Source organism: Oceanobacillus arenosus, from assembly GCF_003369575.1.
GTDB classification, from domain to species: domain Bacteria; phylum Bacillota; class Bacilli; order Bacillales; family Amphibacillaceae; genus Oceanobacillus; species Oceanobacillus arenosus.
The window spans coordinates 51,606-69,480 of the sequence record NZ_PIOC01000001.1 but is presented as its reverse complement, the minus strand read 5'-3'; the positions used below and the strand labels follow the sequence as shown (position 1 = coordinate 69,480).

The window sequence follows — 17,875 nt, the reverse complement described above, 5'->3', positions numbered from 1 at the left end:
TTCGTTTACCACTTTTGTATGAAAGGAATGCAAGATGTTTTCGTTTCCTATGTTGGTTTTGTCAGACGGTAAATTTCTTTTAATTCAACTCGCTATTGATTAACCATATGCCTTTAGTTGGTGGCTTTCACCGTACCAATCACATCGATACCTAGTTCTTTAATAGATTGAACAAGTGGTTGCTGGGTATACTAACAATCCATTAATACGTAGGAAGCACGTACCCCTGCAAACATACACATGCAACCATAGCTGGTATTTGTTCAGGAGCTGTTTGTAAAGATTCTTCAAGTCTCTTATAACCAGAATTACGTTTATCAATGTTTCCAGATACACCATTTATCTTTGATTTCTTGGAGTGTATTAGGGAGAAATCGTTTGGCATGAAGGAGGCACCATCTGACCATCCAAGAGTAAGTATACGAAAGTCTTTATAGAAACGTCTTTTGGATGCATGGTCAAAAGAGCGATCCAAGTAATTCTATCCTTTTAATACGGTTCTGCTCGCAGGAAGAATCATCAAGGATCAACACATTAGGAAGGTCGCTTTTAGTCAAATGACTCGCTATACAAATAGTTGCTTTAGAAAGGCTTTTCGTTTTCTTACTCTCAAGTACAAAACCAATTTTTTGTTCTAATATTAAACTTAAAGCGAGCTTCAAAATGATGTTTGGCGCCAACTAGATAATCCGAATATGGAGAAAATCAACTCAGAGGAATATTACTATTTTTTATCTATGAAGGGTACCTAAGATTGCTGCATAAAGACACCGACTATGTTCTAATTTTTAAGAATAATAAATAAAAAGTAAAGAAGTGAAGATGGAGAATGCAACAAACACCAGTCTACATTAAAAACACAAAGATTTTCCTCGAAGACAAAGTGATTCCAAATGGTAATATTCTGATTGAAAGGGGACAAATTAAAGCAATCACATCTCTTATAGAACTACCAGCTCATGTCCAACTAATCGATGGCACCAATCTTAATGCTATCCCTGGCTTCATTGACAGTCACATTCATGGAGCAAATGGCGCTGATGTAATGGACGCAACAGAAGAAGCGCTTGATAAGATGGCATTTATTTTGCCAGAGGAAGGTACAACCAGCTACCTTGCAACAACCATTACGCAGTCACCGGAAAATATCGAAAGAGCATTAGAGAACGTTGCAAATTATGAAAATAAAGCAGGTCAAGCAGAGGTGGTTGGCGTACATCTCGAAGGGCCATTTGTAGAAAAATCAAAAGCTGGCGCACAACCAATGGAATACATAATTGAACCGAATATCAGCCAATTTAAGAAATGGCAGGAACTTTCAGGAAACAGGATCAAAACAATTACAATGGCACCCGAGCATGATCAGACAGGAGAATTTATTAAGTATTTAGTAGATACTGGTGTAACTGTTTCTGCAGGGCACACAAATGCAAATTTTGCTGGAATGAAAGAGGCAGTATTTCAAGGTGTCACTCAATTAACACATTTATGCAATGCAATGAACGGCATTCACCATCGGGATATCGGCGCAGTTGGTGCTGCATTTCAATTGGAAGAATTATCTGGCGAGATCATTGCAGATGGTATACACATTTCCAAAGAGATGCTACAATTAATTTATCAAAATATGGGAAGCAAACGCCTAATTCTAATTACGGATGCAATGCGTGCAAAATGCTTGCCACCAGGCGATTATGAGCTTGGCGGTCAACCTGTAATTGTATCGGAGGACCGTGCTGTTTTGGCAGATGGAACACTTGCAGGAAGCATCTTAAAGATGCATGAAGGTGCAAAGCAAATACTGCAGTTGGATGGTGTATCAATGGAAAACGTCATTGAAATGGCCTCAATAAATCCGGCAAAACAGATTGGAATTTTCGATCGAAAAGGAAGTATTGCAAAAGGAAAAGATGCAGATATTTTAATCGTTGATGACCATATGAATATAAAGTACACCATTTGTCGTGGTGTAGTTTCATACAAAGGAGAATAGCAATGGAAATTATTAAAGTAAAAGATTACGAAGCAATGAGCGAAGAGGCATGTGCATTCTTAGTAGAAAGAATCAATCGTTTCGAAAATCCGGTGTTAGGATTAGCAACTGGCTCCACTCCTGAAGGTCTTTACAAACGAATCATCGAAAAATATAATCAAAATGAAGTATCATTTAAACAAGTAAAATCATTCAATCTAGATGAATATGTTGGTTTAGAAAAGGAAGATCCGAATAGTTATTACTATTTTATGAAGGATAAATTATTTGATCATGTAGATATTACCTTAGATAATGTACGCGTGCCAAATGGTGTTGCAGCAGATTTAAAAGAAGAATGCGAGACACATGAAGCAGCAATGAAAGCAGCAGGTGGCATTGATATTCAGTTACTAGGAATTGGTGCAAATGGTCATATCGGTTTTAATGAGCCTGGAACACCTTTTACAAGCACAACACATGTTGTTGATTTAGATGAATCAACAATTGAAGCAAATTCTCGTTTCTTTAATTCCATTGAAGAGGTTCCAACGCAAGCAATCTCAATGGGAATCGATACAATCATGAGAAGTAAAGAAATTCTTTTACTTGTCTCAGGTGAAAATAAAGCAGAAGCACTTGCAAAATTAATAAACGGTGAAGTAACAGAAGATGTTCCAGCATCTGTCTTACAAAACCATGCAAATGTAACAGTAATTGCAGATGAAGCAGCATTGTCTGTAATTAATGGAAAATAAATAGAATTTTTTCATCACGAGCGCTTGGATTTCACAAGCGCTTATTTTATTTGTTGGTGGGTATAGTAATAGTGTGTGTTTGAAACGATTGATTGGTATCTTGAATGCATTCTTGTTAGTATGGAGCGGGAATTATAGAACATTGCGCGTACACAGATTTAGTTGGAGCGGCAAATCAAGAAGTTAACATGCCAAATCAGTCACACCAAGAGTAGCATCAATAACTCTGAGGACAAATTGTTCATTTTCCAAAGCAGTAATTAAATTTTGTCAACATCGTCCTGCCAAATTGCGGTTTACATTCTATTGATTATTGCATACCAAAGTCCTACGATAGAACTAAGGAATAATTATTATAAAATCATATTTTTGAGAGGGGTATTTTTATGGCTGAAAAAACGGGCATCAGGGCAGGTGTGCAACGTTTCGGTAGTTATTTGAGTGGCATGGTAATGCCAAATATTGGTGCTTTTATTGCATGGGGGATTATTACTGCATTATTTATTCCAGACGGCTGGTTGCCAAATGAGAGCTTTGCAACATTAGTCGATCCAATGATTAAATACTTGTTACCGCTATTAATAGCGTTTACAGGTGGACGAATGGTTTATGATTTACGTGGTGGTGTCGTTGGTGCGACTGCAGCAATGGGGGTTATTGTTGGTGCGGATGTGCCGATGTTCCTAGGTGCAATGATCATGGGTCCATTAGCTGGATACTTGATGAAAGTAATTGACAAAGGCTTACAGCATCGAATTCGCCAAGGCTTTGAAATGCTGTACAATAATTTCTCAGCAGGAATTCTTGCGGCACTTCTTGCAATGTTTGGTTTATGGGGAATTGGTCCGATAGTAGGGGCACTTACGAATTTACTTGCAGCAGGGGTTGAGGTAATCGTTGGCGCTGGGCTCTTGCCACTGGCAAACATCATCATTGAACCTGCGAAAATTTTATTCTTAAACAATGCAATTAACCATGGAATCTTAAGTCCACTTGGTTTAGAGCAAGCAGCAGATGCAGGGAAGTCAATCCTCTTCTTGCTTGAAGCAAACCCAGGACCAGGATTAGGTATTCTGCTTGCATTCACATTCTTTGGTAAAGGTTCATCCAGAAGCTCTGCTCCTGGAGCGGCGATTATTCAATTTTTCGGTGGGATTCATGAAATCTACTTCCCATACGTGTTAATGAAACCAGCATTAATTTTAGCGGCAATCGCTGGTGGTGTAAGTGGTGTGTTCGTATTCCAAATCTTTGGAGCTGGACTTGTAGCAGCATCATCACCAGGTAGTATTATCGCAGTGTTAGCAATGACAGCAAAAGATAGTTACCTTGGCGTTATCCTAGGTGTAGTAGTGGCAGCGGTTGTTTCCTTTATTGTCTCTGCAATTATTTTAAAAACGAGCAAAGCAGAGGAAGAAGATTTATCTGAAGCAACGAGCAAAATGGAAGAAATGAAAGGGAAGAAAAGCTCAGTAGCAGGTGCGCTGAATAAAGAAGCATCAGAGCAAGTTGAAGCGGCGACTGGAGCTAAGAAGACAGAAGATATTCATAAGATTATCTTTGCATGTGATGCGGGAATGGGTTCTAGTGCAATGGGTGCCTCCCTGCTTAAAAACAAATTTAAGAAATCAGATGTCGATATTTTTGTAACGAACAAAGCGATTAACGAAATTCCTGATGATGCAGATATCGTTATTACACATAAAGATTTAACAGATCGTGCAAAAGCGAAAATCCCTACAGCTGAGCATATATCTGTAGAAAACTTCTTAAATAGTCCAAAATATGATGAACTCGTGAATCGTTTAAAACAAGATTAACAATGATTACTGCAACGGGGGTGAACAGGGTTGAATATTACTAGTCGTGAGCGAAGAATTACCGACCTATTACTAAAAAGTGGTAAGGAAATAACGGTAAAGGCAATTGCTGAAGCACTTGAAGTAAGTGAGCGAACCGTCCATCGCGACTTAAAAAGTATCGAAAAAATACTTTCTGATTATCATTTAACATTAGTGAAAAAGTCAGGTGTCGGGATTCAAATTATTGGTGACGATGCAGATAGGCTGCAGTTGCAATTCGCTCTTACCAATGTGTCGGTCTATGACTTTTCACCAGAGGAAAGGCAATCGGTTATTTTAGCTACACTTCTAGAAATGAACGAAGCAGTAAAACTGTTCACCCTTGCAGATGAATTAAAAGTAACGGATGCAACGATCAGTCATGATTTAGATCAGCTTGAAAAGGAGCTCGCGGCATTTCAACTAGTATTAATTAGAAAAAGAGGATATGGCGTGAAAATAGAGGGAAATGAAGAGGCGAAGCGTGCTGCATTGAGTTATTTAATAACCAAGCACGTTGACCCCTTTGAATTTGTTTCCTTAATAAAAGATAGCATTCAAATGAAGTCAACACATCAATTGAATGCTATTTCCAATCGATTATTACATTTTGTAAATCCAGAAAAGCTGAACATTATAGAAAGTGTCGTGGAAAACGCACGGGGAGAATTACCATATGAATTAGCAGATAGCGCTCATATTGGGCTTGTTGTTCATCTTGCACTTGCGATGGAACGATTGCAAAAAGGGGAATCCATTAAGTTTGATCAAGCCTTTTTGCAGCAAATTGTAACAACGAAAGAATATGCGATTGCAAAAAGCATGATTGATAATCTGAAAGAAGAACTGCAGCTGGATATACCTACAGATGAAATTGGTTATATTACGATGCATCTAATGGGAGCAAAAGTACGAGTGGATCAGAATTATTTAATAGAAGAATCCAGTATTGACATTGCCTTTCAAGCGAAGGATCTGATTCAGTATGTTAGCACAAATGTAAATATCGATTTAACTAAGAATGCAACATTATTGCATGACCTTGTCGCCCATTTAAAGCCGACGATCTATCGGCTGCAGCAGCGAATGCAAATAAAGAATCCGATGATCAAGGACATCAAGGATGATTATTATGATTTATTTCATTTAATTGCCGAGGGTGTTCGTGAAACGTTCCCGAATATGGATTTTCCCGACGATGAAATTGGTTATCTCGTGCTTCATTTTGCCTCGACGATATTAAATGATGAAAAAGAGCTGGATTTACGTGCGCTTGTGATTTGCTCCAGTGGAATTGGCACAGCAAAAATGCTTGCAACGAGGCTGATGCAACGTGTTCCAGAAATTAAAAAAGTGGACAATAAATCACTCTTTGATTTACGACAAATGAATCTTGATCAATATGATATCATCGTTTCAACGATACCATTGCAGGAGTTCGACCGGGAATACTTTCAAACATCGCCAATGCTAACAAACGGAGAAATCCATCGCATTAAGAAAAAAGTAAGGCAAAAGAAGCTTGGTTTACGATCGAATAAAAGTGAACTTGGGCCAGCATCTGTTAAGGAAGAAACTGTAAACAGCGATATTTTACACAATATGGAGGCTATACAGCACTATTCACAAGCGATATTAGGACTCTTGCAGTCATTCCATATTCAACGAGCAACAGAAAAGCTGACGATTGAATTGATTCTAAATGAAGTCTGTACGACATTAGAAATAGAAAAAATGATAAAAAATAAAGAAAATGTTGTTAAAAGGCTGCAAGAAAGGGAACAGCTAAGTGGACTCGGAATACCTAATACATCTGCCGCACTTTATCATACTCGTTCAAGCGATATTGTTAAATCAAGCTTTATGATTTATACGTTAGACTATCCATTAATGATTCAGGGAATGGATAGTGAACAAATGAGTGTAGACACTATATTAATCATGCTTGCGCCTAAAATGGTGAATCAAGAAGTGCTAGAGGTATTTAGTTTCCTAAGCAGTTTATTAATTCAAGATGAGGAAAGCATCAGGTTATTTTCAACTGGTGATGAGGCGAAGGTAAAGCGTTATTTAGCCGAACAATTTCAGCAGTTTTTAATAGAAAAAAATTTATTGTAAGGAGTGCATTAAATAATGGCAAAAGAAATACTAAGTCCAAATAACATCCAGCTAAATGTAAGTTTGAATAATAAGGAAGAGGCAATTCGTTATACAGGTGGTATCCTTGTCGAAAATGGCTATGTGAACGCAAGCTATGTGGATAAAATGTTAGAAAGAGAAGCATTAACATCTACGTTTATGGGAAATAACGTTGCAATTCCTCATGGTACGGAAGACGCGAAGGACCAAGTAATCGAAACTGGTTTATCCGTTGTAACAGTACCAGATGGCGTTGATTTTGGTGATGGAAATATTGTCAAAATTTTAATCGGTATTGCTGGGAAAGGTGACGATCATTTGGAGGTTCTTTCAAATATTGCGATCGTTTTATCAGAAGAAGAAAATATCCAAAAAATAGTGAATGCAGCTTCAAAAGAAGAAATCATTCGTATTTTTGATGAGGTGAACTAAATGTTAGCAGTACATTTTGGAGCAGGAAATATTGGCAGAGGCTTTATTGGCCTATTATTAAATCAAGCGAACTACCACACAACATTTGTAGACGTAAATGCATCGGTTGTTGAGGAAATAAATGACAAGCAGCAATACAATGTCGTACTGGCCGCTGAAGAAAGTGAAACAGTGACAGTAAAAAATGTATCTGCAATCAACAGTATCACAGATCCAGACAAAGTAATCGCAGCTATTTGTGAAGCAGATCTCATTACAACTGCTGTTGGACCGAATATACTAGCAATTATTTCTAAATTACTTGCAAAAGGCTTAAGTGAACGAGCTAAAACAAATAAAAAGCCATTAAATCTAATTGCTTGTGAAAATATGGTTGGCGGCAGTGACTTATTAAAAGAAAAAGTATACAGCCATATCACAGAAGCAGAACATGCTGTATTTGATGAACTCTATGGATTCCCTAATGCAGCAGTTGATCGCATCGTACCAAATCAAGTAAATGAAGATCCATTAGAAGTATCTGTTGAACCATATTTTGAATGGGTAGTTGAAGAACCTGCATTCAAAGGTGAGGTGCCAAAGATTGCTGGTGTAACCTATGTACAGGATTTAAAACCTTACATCGAACGGAAATTATTTACAGTAAACACTGGTCATGCTGTTCCAGCATACATCGGTCGCCAAATGGGCTACAAAACAATTAACGAAGCAATGCATGATGAAAAAGTTCAAGAAATCATCAAAGGAGCACTAGCAGAGTCAGGTGAAGCAGTCATTCAAACATATGACTTCGATAGGGCAGAACATCAAGCATACATTGATAAAATTATTGGCAGATTTATGAATCCATACATCTCGGATGATGTAACAAGGGTTGCACGTGGTCCAATTCGCAAACTCGGTCCACAAGATCGCCTGATCAGACCTGCAAGTGTTTATATGGAAGTAACAAACGGGAAAGAGCCAACATACCTTGCAAAAACAATCGCAGCAGCATTGAAATATGATTTCAACGAGGATAAAGAATCTGTTGAATTACAAGCAATTATTGCTGAGAATGGTGTAGAAAAAACACTTGAAAAAGTATCAGGATTAGATGCAGATCATCCATTGGTTGGAGTGGTTTTAAGAGAAGTTGAGGGGTTGGAGTAGGATTTTCCATTTGGTGAGCGGCTAACTCGGAATTAGTTATACACTCAATTCCAATTGTTGACAGCTCGAATTCATATCTTAACCGTTCGACAGATGGGCACTCCAATCCAACTAAATGCTAGATTCAGTTTGCAGGATATACTGTAATTGAGTCTAGTGTTTTTTTATTGGAAATCCCCTTTTCCTCTAAAATCAATACCATAAGATATTGTAAAAAGTCTTATAATTAGAAGTTTTCATACCAACATCCAAAGAATTAAAGTTTAAACAATTATTAAACTGTTTTTAAGCCTCTTTAGTTTACTAAAATATTTTACACTCTCTACCTTAGTTCACCCAGTTGTATATAACAAAATAATGCAGTTTCTATGAAAAGTGGCAATTTTTATAAGGAATAGTACAAATATTTTGATTTATTTCAAAGTAATTTCACGAATATAAGCGGACTAAAAATAAAAGAATAACAAGTCATGTGCTGAACTAAAAAAGAGTTACCTGTGAGAATGCACCCTATAATCTGTGTAAACTATGAAGTTACCGCGTAAAACAGGCTAAACGAGGATATAAAAAAAGTAAAATATTCATTAATCTAGAGCTAAATTAGTGTAGAGTAATTTCTTTGAAAAATTTTTAAATACGAAAAATCAGCTAGAGTATGGAAGGAAATAGAAAAATAAATACTATGGTAATTTATAAAGAAAACTTTAATTAATAAAATGAATATTTTGTATTAGTATTCAATAGTGAAAAGTGTTGCAATTGCACGAATAATAGTTTACTATATAAATACTTAGTTCGTATAATGGATAAACATAGATTTGGGGAGGGGAGGATAAATATTAAATAGTAGACAATCATTATTATTTACTTATTTATGAAAGCGTTAACAGACGAGGAGGAATTTATATGAGAAAAAGGAAGCTAAAATTACTATTGATACTTTTTGTATTTTGTTTGCTATTTATTCTGGGAGCATGTCAATCTGATAATAAAGCATCGACTTCGGATGATAATGATTCTACAACTATTACTTTATGGCATATTGCTACTGCGGGCCAAAAAGAAACTCTTGAGAATGCAGTTGCTAGATTTGAAGAAAAACACGAGGGTGTACATGTTGAACTGGTGCAACAAGAGAACGATCCTTACAAAACAAAATTAAGTGTTGCAATGGGTGGAGGCACACCTCCAGATGTATTCCATTCATGGGGTGGAGGATGGCTGGAAAAATTTGTTGAAGCTGGTCAAGTAAAAGAGATTACTGAAGAAATTGATGCTGAAAACTATTTAGAAGCAGGATTAGCTGTATCTACGTTTGATGATAAAGTTTATGGTGCACCCTTAGGTATGAGTCTTGTTCCAGTATGGTACAACAAGCAAATATTTCAGGAGTATAACCTAGCGGTTCCAGAAACATATGATGAACTTTTGACAGTTATAGAAACACTAAAATCGAATGATATTATTCCTTTTGCTCTTGCAAACCAATCCAAATGGCCTGGAGCCTTTTATTTAATGTATTTCGCGGAAAGAATTGGCGGGCCGGACCTATTCAATGAGGCATATAAACGCGATGGAAGGGGTTTTGATGATCAAGCCTATGTCGAAGCAGGTCAAAAAATCCAAGACTTAGTTGAAATGGGCGCATTTCCAGATGGAGTAAATGGTATGAATTATGATACTGGACAATCAAGACAATTGATTTATTCAGAAAAGGCAGCAATGATAACTCAAGTTACTAGTTTTTTAGATAATACTAGAAAAGATGCTCCTGGATTTGAGGAGAAGTTAGGGTTTTTTCCTTTTCCATCAATTGAAGGAGGAAAAGGAGATAAAAGTCACTTAGTTGGGGGAGTGAGTCCTACATTTTCTGTCTCGGAAAAAAGTAAGCACCCTGATTTGGCGACAGAATTAGTCAAAGAGCTAACATCTATTGAATCTGGTCAAGATCTAGTAGATTTGGCAGGTGGTATTGCTGCAATCAAAAATGTAACATACGAAGATGAGTTCTCAGCTGAAATGTATAAGCTTCTAAATGAAGCTGAATATTTACAAACCTTTTATGACCAGACACTTCCTCCTGAAGTTGCTACTGAACATCTAGATACCACACAGGCGCTGTTCGGGTTGACTATAACTCCAGAAGAGGCTGCCAAGAAAGTGGAAGCGAGCGCAAAGGAAGCACTAAAATAATAGAAGAAAACTATATCAAACATTTCGTGTTTGATATAGTTCCCTTTTAAATAGAGGTGAGATATTTTGGAGAGAAAATTAGAAGAAAATCTAATAAGTAGAAAGAAGGAGACAGAAAGCAGTTGGATTTCTGGAACCAAAAAGGTTAAACCAAAATCAAAAAAAACTAATAATAATTTTTGGGTAATTTTTGGATTTATGGCACCTGCTTTGCTTATATATGGTGTATTTGTTATCTATTCAATAGTAATGACATTTTATTATAGTCTGTTTGAATGGACAGGAATTGACGATAATCTTATTTTCGCTGGAATCCAGAATTACATAACCCTAATTCAAGATGGAGTATTTTGGACCTCTGTAAAGAATAACTTTCTTCTAGTCGCAGCATCATTAATAACTCAATTACCTTTAGGATTAATAATGGCGCTCTTACTATTCAGTCCGATAAAAGGAATGAGGTTCTTCCGTTCTATTTATTTTATGCCTTTTTTGATGTCAACTGTAGCAATAGGGATATTATTTGTATATATATTTGATGGGAATTTTGGTATTGTTAACCAAATATTGGGATCTATTGGGCTCGATTCATTACAACGAAGCTGGCTAGGAAATGAAGTGACAGCTATTTGGGCAGTCATAGCGACTATCTCTTGGCAGTTTGCTCCATTTTATATGATTTTATTTAGAGCTGCAATTGTCGGAATACCAGAGGAGTTATACGAAGCGGCGGAAATTGATGGAGCTAATTCTAGAAAAAAATTCTTTAATATTACATTACCCTTGCTGATGCCAACGATAGTTACTTCATCTATCCTTTCTATTATCGGATCATTAAAATATTTTGATCTGATCTACGTGATGACAGGTGGCGGACCTAACAATGCAACTGAGTTAATGGCAACATATATGTATGAGCAAACGTTTACTAATTTTAATATGGGTTATGGAAGTAGTATCTCGTTTTCAATGTTTATTATTGCATTTATGGTAATAGCGGTTATCTTAATCGTAGATCAAAGAAGGAAAGGAGTTAATTAAATGTTAAAAGGGATTAAAAAAATACCACTATATATGTTAGCGATAATTTTATTGGTTTTTACAGGTGTTCCATTTTTAATTATGGTAAACACATCATTTAAGGGACAATTGGAATTTATGACTTCCCCTTGGTCACTACCTAAGACCTTTTCATTTGATAATTATCTCTTATTATTTGAATCTGATTTTTTCCGTTACTTTCTAAACAGTGTAATCGTTACAGTGATATCAGTAGTACTAGTGATTTTATTATCAGCCATGGCAAGTTATCCTTTAGCAAAAATGAAATTTAAATTAAACAAACCTTTATTCATCTTGTTTTTAATAGGGATGATGATACCAATTCATACAACATTAATACCAATTTTTCGTTTAACACAACAGTTAGGATTATACGATTCAATTTGGGCATTAATTGGACCATACGTGGCTTTTGCATTACCGGTTTCAATTATAATTTATACCCAGTTTCTAAAGGAACTACCGAAGGAACTAGAAGAATCAGCTAAGATGGATGGATGTGGCCCTTTTAGATTGTTTTGGAAAATTTTATTCCCTTTACTTAAACCTGCAACTGCAACCGTTGCAATTTATAACTTTATTCATATTTGGAATGAATTTATTTTTGCCTTAGTTCTTACCAATTCACCTAAAAACGGGACTCTCCCGATAGGCTTAAGGGAATTTTACGGTGAATTTTCCGTCAATGTTCCCGGAATTATGGCGGCGTTATCATTAGCAAGTTTACCCCTCTTGTTAGTATATCTATTTGCACAAGAAAGGGTTGTACAAGGACTTTCTGCTGGATCTGTAAAAGGATGAATATAATAGAATAGAAATTTATAAGAAAGAGTTTAGTAAAAGTAGAGCGATAAAATATAATTTAATATAGGGAGTGGAATAATTAAATGAATAAAAAGGCGCTTATATTCCAAGGTGGATGGGAAGGTCATCAGCCAGCAGAAGTTGCTGAAATATTAGCAGGAATTCTTAATAAGGAGAATTATGAAGTAGAAGTTACGGATACATTGACAACCTTAGAAAATACTAATTTAAAAGATTATGATCTTATTATTCCAAACTGGACCCAAGGAGAAATAACGAAAGAACAATTAACCCCACTAATGGAAGCAGTAGAGTATGGCACTGGTTTGGCGGGATTACATGGAGGAATGGGTGATTCTTTTCGTTGGGAAACGGATTATCAATTTATGATCGGTGGACAATGGGTAGCACATCCAGGTAATGATCTTATTGAATACAAAGTAAATATTGTTGATATGGATCATCCATTAACAGTGGGTATGGAAGATTTTACAGTAGTGTCAGAGCAATATTATATGCATGTTGATCCAGCTGTAAAAGTCCATGCAACTACTAAATTTCCGATTGCAGAAGGACCATATACTTCAAATGGTGAAGTTAACATGCCTGTAATTTGGACGAAAAAATGGGGTAAAGGAAAAATTTATTATAATTCTTTAGGTCATGTAGCGTCAATAGTGAGAATGTCAAATGTAAGTCGCCTAATGAGAAAGGGTATGATCTGGGCTACTAGATAAAAAGCAAATTAATATTGGGGGGAATATTCAAAATGATAAAGGTAGGAATTATAGGTTGTGGATTTATTAGTGATATTTATTTGGAAAACTCCAAAAGATTTAATAAATTATATGAAATCGTTGCATGCTCAGATCTCAATTTAGAACTAGCAAAACAAAAGGCTGATAAGTTCTCTATACCTCATGCTTATACAACAAATGATCTACTTGCTGACCCTGCAATTGATCTTGTAATTAATTTAACTATACCAAGTGTACATGCAGAAGTAGCCATTGCTGCTCTCCGATCTGGAAAGCATGTTTATAGTGAAAAGCCTATAGCTATAAACCGGGAGGAAGGAGAGATGGTCCTCAAGGTTGCGAAAGAAAAAGGATTGCTGGTTGGAAATGCGCCGGATACTCTTTTAGGCGGAGGTTTGCAAACAAGCCGAAAATTAATCGATGATGGTTGGATAGGTAAACCTGTATCTGCCACAGCATTTATGATGAATCATGGGCATGAATCTTGGCACCCTTCCCCAGAATTCTATTATAAAAAGGGTGGTGGACCTTTATTCGATATGGGACCATATTATCTTACAGCTTTAATTTTCCTTATGGGGCCTATTACACGTGTTACGGGTTCAGCTAATATTACTTTTCCAGAGAGAATGATAATTAGTGAACCTAAGTATGGGGAAAAAATTCATGTAGAGACACCCACTCAAATTAATGGTGTTTTGGATTTTGAAAGCGGTGCTGTTGGTTCTATTATTACAAGTTTCGATACGTGGCATCATCACTTACCAAGAATCGAAATTCACGGTACTGAAGGTAGTCTAAGTGTTCCAGATCCAAACACTTTTGGTGGACCAGTATATGTCAGGAGACATGATCATTTAGACTGGATGGAGATTCCACTTTCACATGGATTTACAGATAATAGCAGAGGTATAGGTTTAGCAGATATGGCTAATGCAATTTTGACAGGGAGCACTCCTAGAGCAAATGGCGAACTTGCACAACATGTGCTGGACATCATGCAGGGTATCCTTGACGCTTCGGAAATTGGACAGCACGTTGAAATAAAGAGCAGATGCTCTCAGCCGAAGCCACTTCATATTGGAATAAATGAAGATAACTTTAATGAACTAATTAAGTTGTAAAAAATGAGACAAGAATTCTTTAATAAAATCTAAACTAGGGGAGTGTATCGGATGAAATTGGGGGTATTTACCGTTTTGTTTGGAGATCGTCCATTCGAGGAAGCATTAGATATTATTTCAAAAGCAGGATTAAAAACAATAGAATTAGGAACTGGCGGTTATCCAGGTAATGCACATTGCAAGCCTGAAGAACTGTTAAATGATGAATCAAAACTTAGAGATTTTAAAAAGCAAATTGATTTAAGAGGTTTAGAGATAAGCTCTTTAAGTTGCCACGGAAATCCATTGCATCCAAACAGAGAAATTTCTAATAAACACCATGAACAGTTTCAGAATACTGTACTTTTAGCTGAAAAATTAGGAGTAGAAACTATTACAACATTTTCAGGGTGTCCTGGTGAATCGGAATTTTCGAAATTTCCAGTTTGGGTAACTTGTCCATGGCCAGACGATTATAGTGAAGTTTTAGAATGGCAATGGAACGAACGGGTCATTCCTTATTGGCAAGAGCAAAGTCTTTTCTTAAAAGCACATGAAGTTAGAGTAGCGATAGAACCACATCCAGGATTTGTTGTATATAACAACGAGACAGCATTACGTCTACGTAAGGAATGTGGAAACAATATTGGTGTAAATTTTGATCCGAGTCATCTATTCTGGCAGAATATGGATCCTGTAAATTGTATCAAAGAAATTGCTAAGGAGAATGCTTTATATCATTTTCATGCCAAGGATACAGCCATCGACCAACAGAATACAGCCCTAAATGGAGTATTAGATACCAAACCTTATAATGATGAACTAAATCGCTCTTGGATTTTCCGTACCGTTGGATATGGTCAATCAATAGAATCTTGGCGTAAAATAATTAGTACTTTACAATTAGTAGGTTATAAGGGAGCTATTAGCATTGAACATGAAGATAGTTTAATGTCAGTTCAAGAAGGATTCAGTAAAAGTGTCTCGTTATTAAAAGAAGCGTTAATTGAAGAAAAGGTAGGTGAAATGTGGTGGGCGTAAAAAAAGAAATTAGGATAGGGATGGTTGGATACCAATTTATGGGAAAGGCGCATAGCCATGCATATCGTGACATACCTTTTTATTTTAACACAGAATTTAAACCAGTCCAAAAAGCTATAGCAGGTAGAAAAGAAGAAGCTGTCAAACAAGCAGCTGAACAAATGGGTTGGGAATCTTATGAAACAGATTGGTGAAGATTAGTTGAACGAGAAGACATTGATGTGATAGATATTGTAACTCCAAATCATACACACGCAGAAATCGCAATAGCAGCAGCCGAAGCTGGTAAACATATTATTACTGAAAAGCCACTTGCTTTGAATGTAGAGGAAGCAGAACAAATGTATGATGCGGTTAAAAAAAATAATGTCACACATATGGTTTGTTACAGTTATCGTTTTACCCCTGCAGTGCAGTATGCAAAACAGTTAATCAGTGAAGGACGGATTGGGAAAGTCTATCACTTTCGTGCAAATTATTTACAGGATTTTATTATGGATCCACAATTTCCGCTTGTTTGGCGTTTAAAAAAGGAAGTTTCTGGATCCGGCGCACTAGGCGATATTGGTGCACATAGTATAGATTTGGCTCGTTTTTTAATTGGAGAGTTTAAAGAAATAGTTTCAATGAAAGAAACATTTATTAAAGAACGACCTTTAGGTGAAATGACTGGAGGTCTAAGTGCTACATCTAATACTAATTCTACCTTGGGTAAAGTGACAGTCGATGATGCAGTTGCGTTTTTAGCAAGATTTCAGAATGGAGCATTGGGTACATTCGAAGCTACAAGATTTGCAGGTGGAAATCGTAATAAAAATAAATTTGAAATAAACGGAGAAAAGGGTTCTATTCGATGGGATATGGAAAATATGAATAATATAGAAGTTTATTTTAGTGATGATGAGCCTGGATTACAAGGATTTCGGTTAATAAATTGTACAGAGGATATCCATCCCTATGCTAATGCTTATTGGCCTGCTGGACATATCATTGGATATGAACACACTTTTATCCATTTGATACATGAATTTCTTAGTGGAATTGCAAATAAATACCAGCCATCGCCAAACTTTGAAGATGGTTTAATAAACCAAAAGATTTTGAAGGCTATTGAGCAATCATCTGAATCAAAAAAATGGGTTGATGTATAAAAATGTTTCAAATTATTTGAAATGTCGAAGAAAATTTTTGATTTGAAGTAGTCTATTGACATACTTTTATAATGAATATGATCTTAGAGGTAACTTTTGTTGAGGATACGTACGAGATATCCATATGTACGGAATGTGAAGGGCACATGAATATTTCATGTGCCTACTTTATTATTATAAGATAACTATTTACTCTAAAATAATTAGTAATTAAGGCAAGCAAATGCTAATTTATTTAATTTCAGAGAGAAAATATATCGCTATCTAAGAATTTCTCAACAGAGAATGCAGATACTCCTAAGGAAGTAGAGTGTGTCGATAGCTCGGAAAAGTCTATTTGCAATCCCTTTTGGTTGAACCATAGTGTTTGATTGCTTCGATTAAAAAGCGCATCGTTTAACCATTTCTTAGCGGCTACTATTCGATTGCCAATGATTACTTGCTGCGGATTGAAGATATTGACAATGTTATTAATTCCAACACCTAAGTAATGCCCAAGGTCTTCGAATAATCGGATTGCCTCGATATCTCCGGCGTTTGCAAGTTCGACCAAGCTTTCCAAAGAAAGCTCATCATCTTGAGCAGTTATAATCTCTAATCGATTCGCATTTTTTAATAAGGCCTGCTCAGAAGCATACAATTCCCAGCAGCCGTTATTCCCACATCTGCATTTATCCCCGTTTACTTCGATTGTCATATGTCCTAATTCACCAGAGAAACCATTATTACCTCGATAAAGCTCCCCATTTAAAATAAGGCCAACACCAATCCCGATTCCATCACTCACATAAATAATATTATTAAAATCCTTGCCGACACCAAACATCTTCTCACCATATGCCCCTGCATTCGCTTCATTTTCAATCGTGATTGTTAGATTGTATTTTTCTTCTAATATTTCCTTTAACTTAATATTTTTCCAACCAAGATTAGGAGCTAATAATATTTCTTCGTTTTTGTCTACTATCCCTGGTACACCGATTCCAATTCCAATAATTCCATAGGGGCTTGGAGGCGCTATTGCAAGTAATAAATCAATAATCCCAAATAACCTTTTTATAATTTCTTCAAAAGCAAGGTTACTGAATTTAATCAGTTTTTCTTGGTGAATGTTTCCTTGTAGGTCTGTTATTATTCCTAGCATGTAATTAACACCTATATCAATACCGATTGAATAACCAGCCACTTGATTATAGAGTAGCATTACAGGTCTTCTTCCACCACTAGATTCCCCTGGCCCAGATTCGTAAATAATTTTTTCCTCAAGCAATTGATTAACGAGGGAGGAGACTGTACCTTTATTTAGTCCAGTTTCATTGGCAATCATTGGTCTTGTAATAGGTGAGCTTTCGATAATTTTTCTTAATACTAATGCTTTGTTTTCTTGTTTTACAACGTATTGATTCCAGGTTTTATTTGATGACATTTTAATTTCAGCTCTTTCTATAATTTAAGGGATATAATAGTTA

General features: G+C 36.2%; 14 protein-coding genes and 1 pseudogene. 13 read left to right on the top strand and 2 right to left on the bottom strand.

What is annotated here, in order from left to right; genetic code table 11:
* Window positions 1-202: 202 nt before the first annotated feature.
* A complete protein-coding gene (locus CWR48_RS00295) occupies window positions 203-475 on the bottom strand; it encodes a hypothetical protein (RefSeq protein ID WP_115771043.1) in 273 nt (90 codons plus the stop codon).
* A 354-nt stretch (window positions 476-829) separates the two neighbouring features.
* Between CWR48_RS00295 and nagA the strand changes: the two genes are divergently transcribed.
* From nagA to CWR48_RS00230, 13 genes and pseudogenes are all read left to right on the top strand, one after another.
* Window positions 830-1,993, top strand: a complete 1,164-nt coding sequence (gene nagA / locus CWR48_RS00290; RefSeq protein WP_115771042.1) for an N-acetylglucosamine-6-phosphate deacetylase — start codon at window positions 830-832, stop codon at window positions 1,991-1,993.
* 2 nt (window positions 1,994-1,995) lie between these two features.
* Window positions 1,996-2,730: a glucosamine-6-phosphate deaminase gene (gene nagB / locus CWR48_RS00285; RefSeq protein WP_115771041.1), complete on the top strand. Its 735-nt coding sequence runs from the start codon at window positions 1,996-1,998 to the stop codon at window positions 2,728-2,730.
* A gap of 386 nt (window positions 2,731-3,116) precedes the next feature.
* Window positions 3,117-4,550 (top strand): PTS mannitol transporter subunit IIBC, encoded by a 1,434-nt coding sequence (locus CWR48_RS00280; protein WP_115771040.1) that lies wholly within the window; start codon window positions 3,117-3,119, stop codon window positions 4,548-4,550.
* Window positions 4,551-4,580: 30 nt separating this feature from the next.
* Window positions 4,581-6,689 (top strand): BglG family transcription antiterminator, encoded by a 2,109-nt coding sequence (locus CWR48_RS00275; RefSeq protein ID WP_115771039.1) that lies wholly within the window; start codon window positions 4,581-4,583, stop codon window positions 6,687-6,689.
* 15 nt (window positions 6,690-6,704) lie between these two features.
* Window positions 6,705-7,142, top strand: coding sequence for a PTS mannitol transporter subunit IIA (locus tag CWR48_RS00270; RefSeq protein ID WP_115771038.1), 438 nt, complete (start codon window positions 6,705-6,707; stop codon window positions 7,140-7,142).
* Window positions 7,143-8,294 carry a mannitol-1-phosphate 5-dehydrogenase gene (locus CWR48_RS00265; protein WP_115771037.1) on the top strand — a complete coding sequence of 384 codons (1,152 nt, stop codon included), beginning with the start codon at window positions 7,143-7,145 and terminating at the stop codon, window positions 8,292-8,294.
* A 906-nt stretch (window positions 8,295-9,200) separates the two neighbouring features.
* Entirely contained in the window at window positions 9,201-10,487 is a 1,287-nt protein-coding gene (locus CWR48_RS00260) for an extracellular solute-binding protein (protein ID WP_115771036.1), read from the top strand.
* Window positions 10,488-10,553: 66 nt separating this feature from the next.
* A complete protein-coding gene (locus tag CWR48_RS00255; RefSeq protein ID WP_245976668.1) occupies window positions 10,554-11,528 on the top strand; it encodes a carbohydrate ABC transporter permease in 975 nt (324 codons plus the stop codon).
* Window positions 11,529-12,350 carry a carbohydrate ABC transporter permease gene (locus CWR48_RS00250; RefSeq protein WP_115771035.1) on the top strand — a complete coding sequence of 274 codons (822 nt, stop codon included), beginning with the start codon at window positions 11,529-11,531 and terminating at the stop codon, window positions 12,348-12,350. It begins immediately after the preceding gene.
* Between the two features lie 86 nt (window positions 12,351-12,436).
* Complete coding sequence (locus CWR48_RS00245; RefSeq protein WP_115771034.1) at window positions 12,437-13,090, top strand: ThuA domain-containing protein; 654 nt, start codon at window positions 12,437-12,439, stop codon at window positions 13,088-13,090.
* A gap of 32 nt (window positions 13,091-13,122) precedes the next feature.
* Entirely contained in the window at window positions 13,123-14,235 is a 1,113-nt protein-coding gene (locus CWR48_RS00240; protein WP_211316663.1) for a Gfo/Idh/MocA family protein, read from the top strand.
* Window positions 14,236-14,286: 51 nt separating this feature from the next.
* Window positions 14,287-15,255, top strand: coding sequence for a sugar phosphate isomerase/epimerase family protein (locus tag CWR48_RS00235; protein ID WP_115771033.1), 969 nt, complete (start codon window positions 14,287-14,289; stop codon window positions 15,253-15,255).
* Window positions 15,256-15,275: 20 nt separating this feature from the next.
* A pseudogene (locus CWR48_RS00230) lies at window positions 15,276-16,406 on the top strand (Gfo/Idh/MocA family protein).
* A gap of 241 nt (window positions 16,407-16,647) precedes the next feature.
* On the opposite strand, the gene CWR48_RS00225 reads toward CWR48_RS00230, so the two are convergent.
* Window positions 16,648-17,832 carry an ROK family transcriptional regulator gene (locus CWR48_RS00225; RefSeq protein WP_115771032.1) on the bottom strand — a complete coding sequence of 395 codons (1,185 nt, stop codon included), beginning with the start codon at window positions 17,830-17,832 and terminating at the stop codon, window positions 16,648-16,650.
* Between the last annotated feature and the right edge of the window lie 43 nt (window positions 17,833-17,875).

Coding starts and splice junctions, on each gene's coding strand:
- nagA (WP_115771042.1), top strand. CDS start 830: ATGCAACAAACACCAGTCTACATTAAAAACACAAAGATTTTCCTCGAA.
- nagB (WP_115771041.1), top strand. CDS start 1,996: ATGGAAATTATTAAAGTAAAAGATTACGAAGCAATGAGCGAAGAGGCA.
- CWR48_RS00280 (WP_115771040.1), top strand. CDS start 3,117: ATGGCTGAAAAAACGGGCATCAGGGCAGGTGTGCAACGTTTCGGTAGT.
- CWR48_RS00270 (WP_115771038.1), top strand. CDS start 6,705: ATGGCAAAAGAAATACTAAGTCCAAATAACATCCAGCTAAATGTAAGT.
- CWR48_RS00265 (WP_115771037.1), top strand. CDS start 7,143: ATGTTAGCAGTACATTTTGGAGCAGGAAATATTGGCAGAGGCTTTATT.
- CWR48_RS00260 (WP_115771036.1), top strand. CDS start 9,201: ATGAGAAAAAGGAAGCTAAAATTACTATTGATACTTTTTGTATTTTGT.
- CWR48_RS00250 (WP_115771035.1), top strand. CDS start 11,529: ATGTTAAAAGGGATTAAAAAAATACCACTATATATGTTAGCGATAATT.
- CWR48_RS00245 (WP_115771034.1), top strand. CDS start 12,437: ATGAATAAAAAGGCGCTTATATTCCAAGGTGGATGGGAAGGTCATCAG.
- CWR48_RS00240 (WP_211316663.1), top strand. CDS start 13,123: ATGATAAAGGTAGGAATTATAGGTTGTGGATTTATTAGTGATATTTAT.
- CWR48_RS00235 (WP_115771033.1), top strand. CDS start 14,287: ATGAAATTGGGGGTATTTACCGTTTTGTTTGGAGATCGTCCATTCGAG.
- CWR48_RS00225 (WP_115771032.1), bottom strand. CDS start 17,832: ATGTCATCAAATAAAACCTGGAATCAATACGTTGTAAAACAAGAAAAC.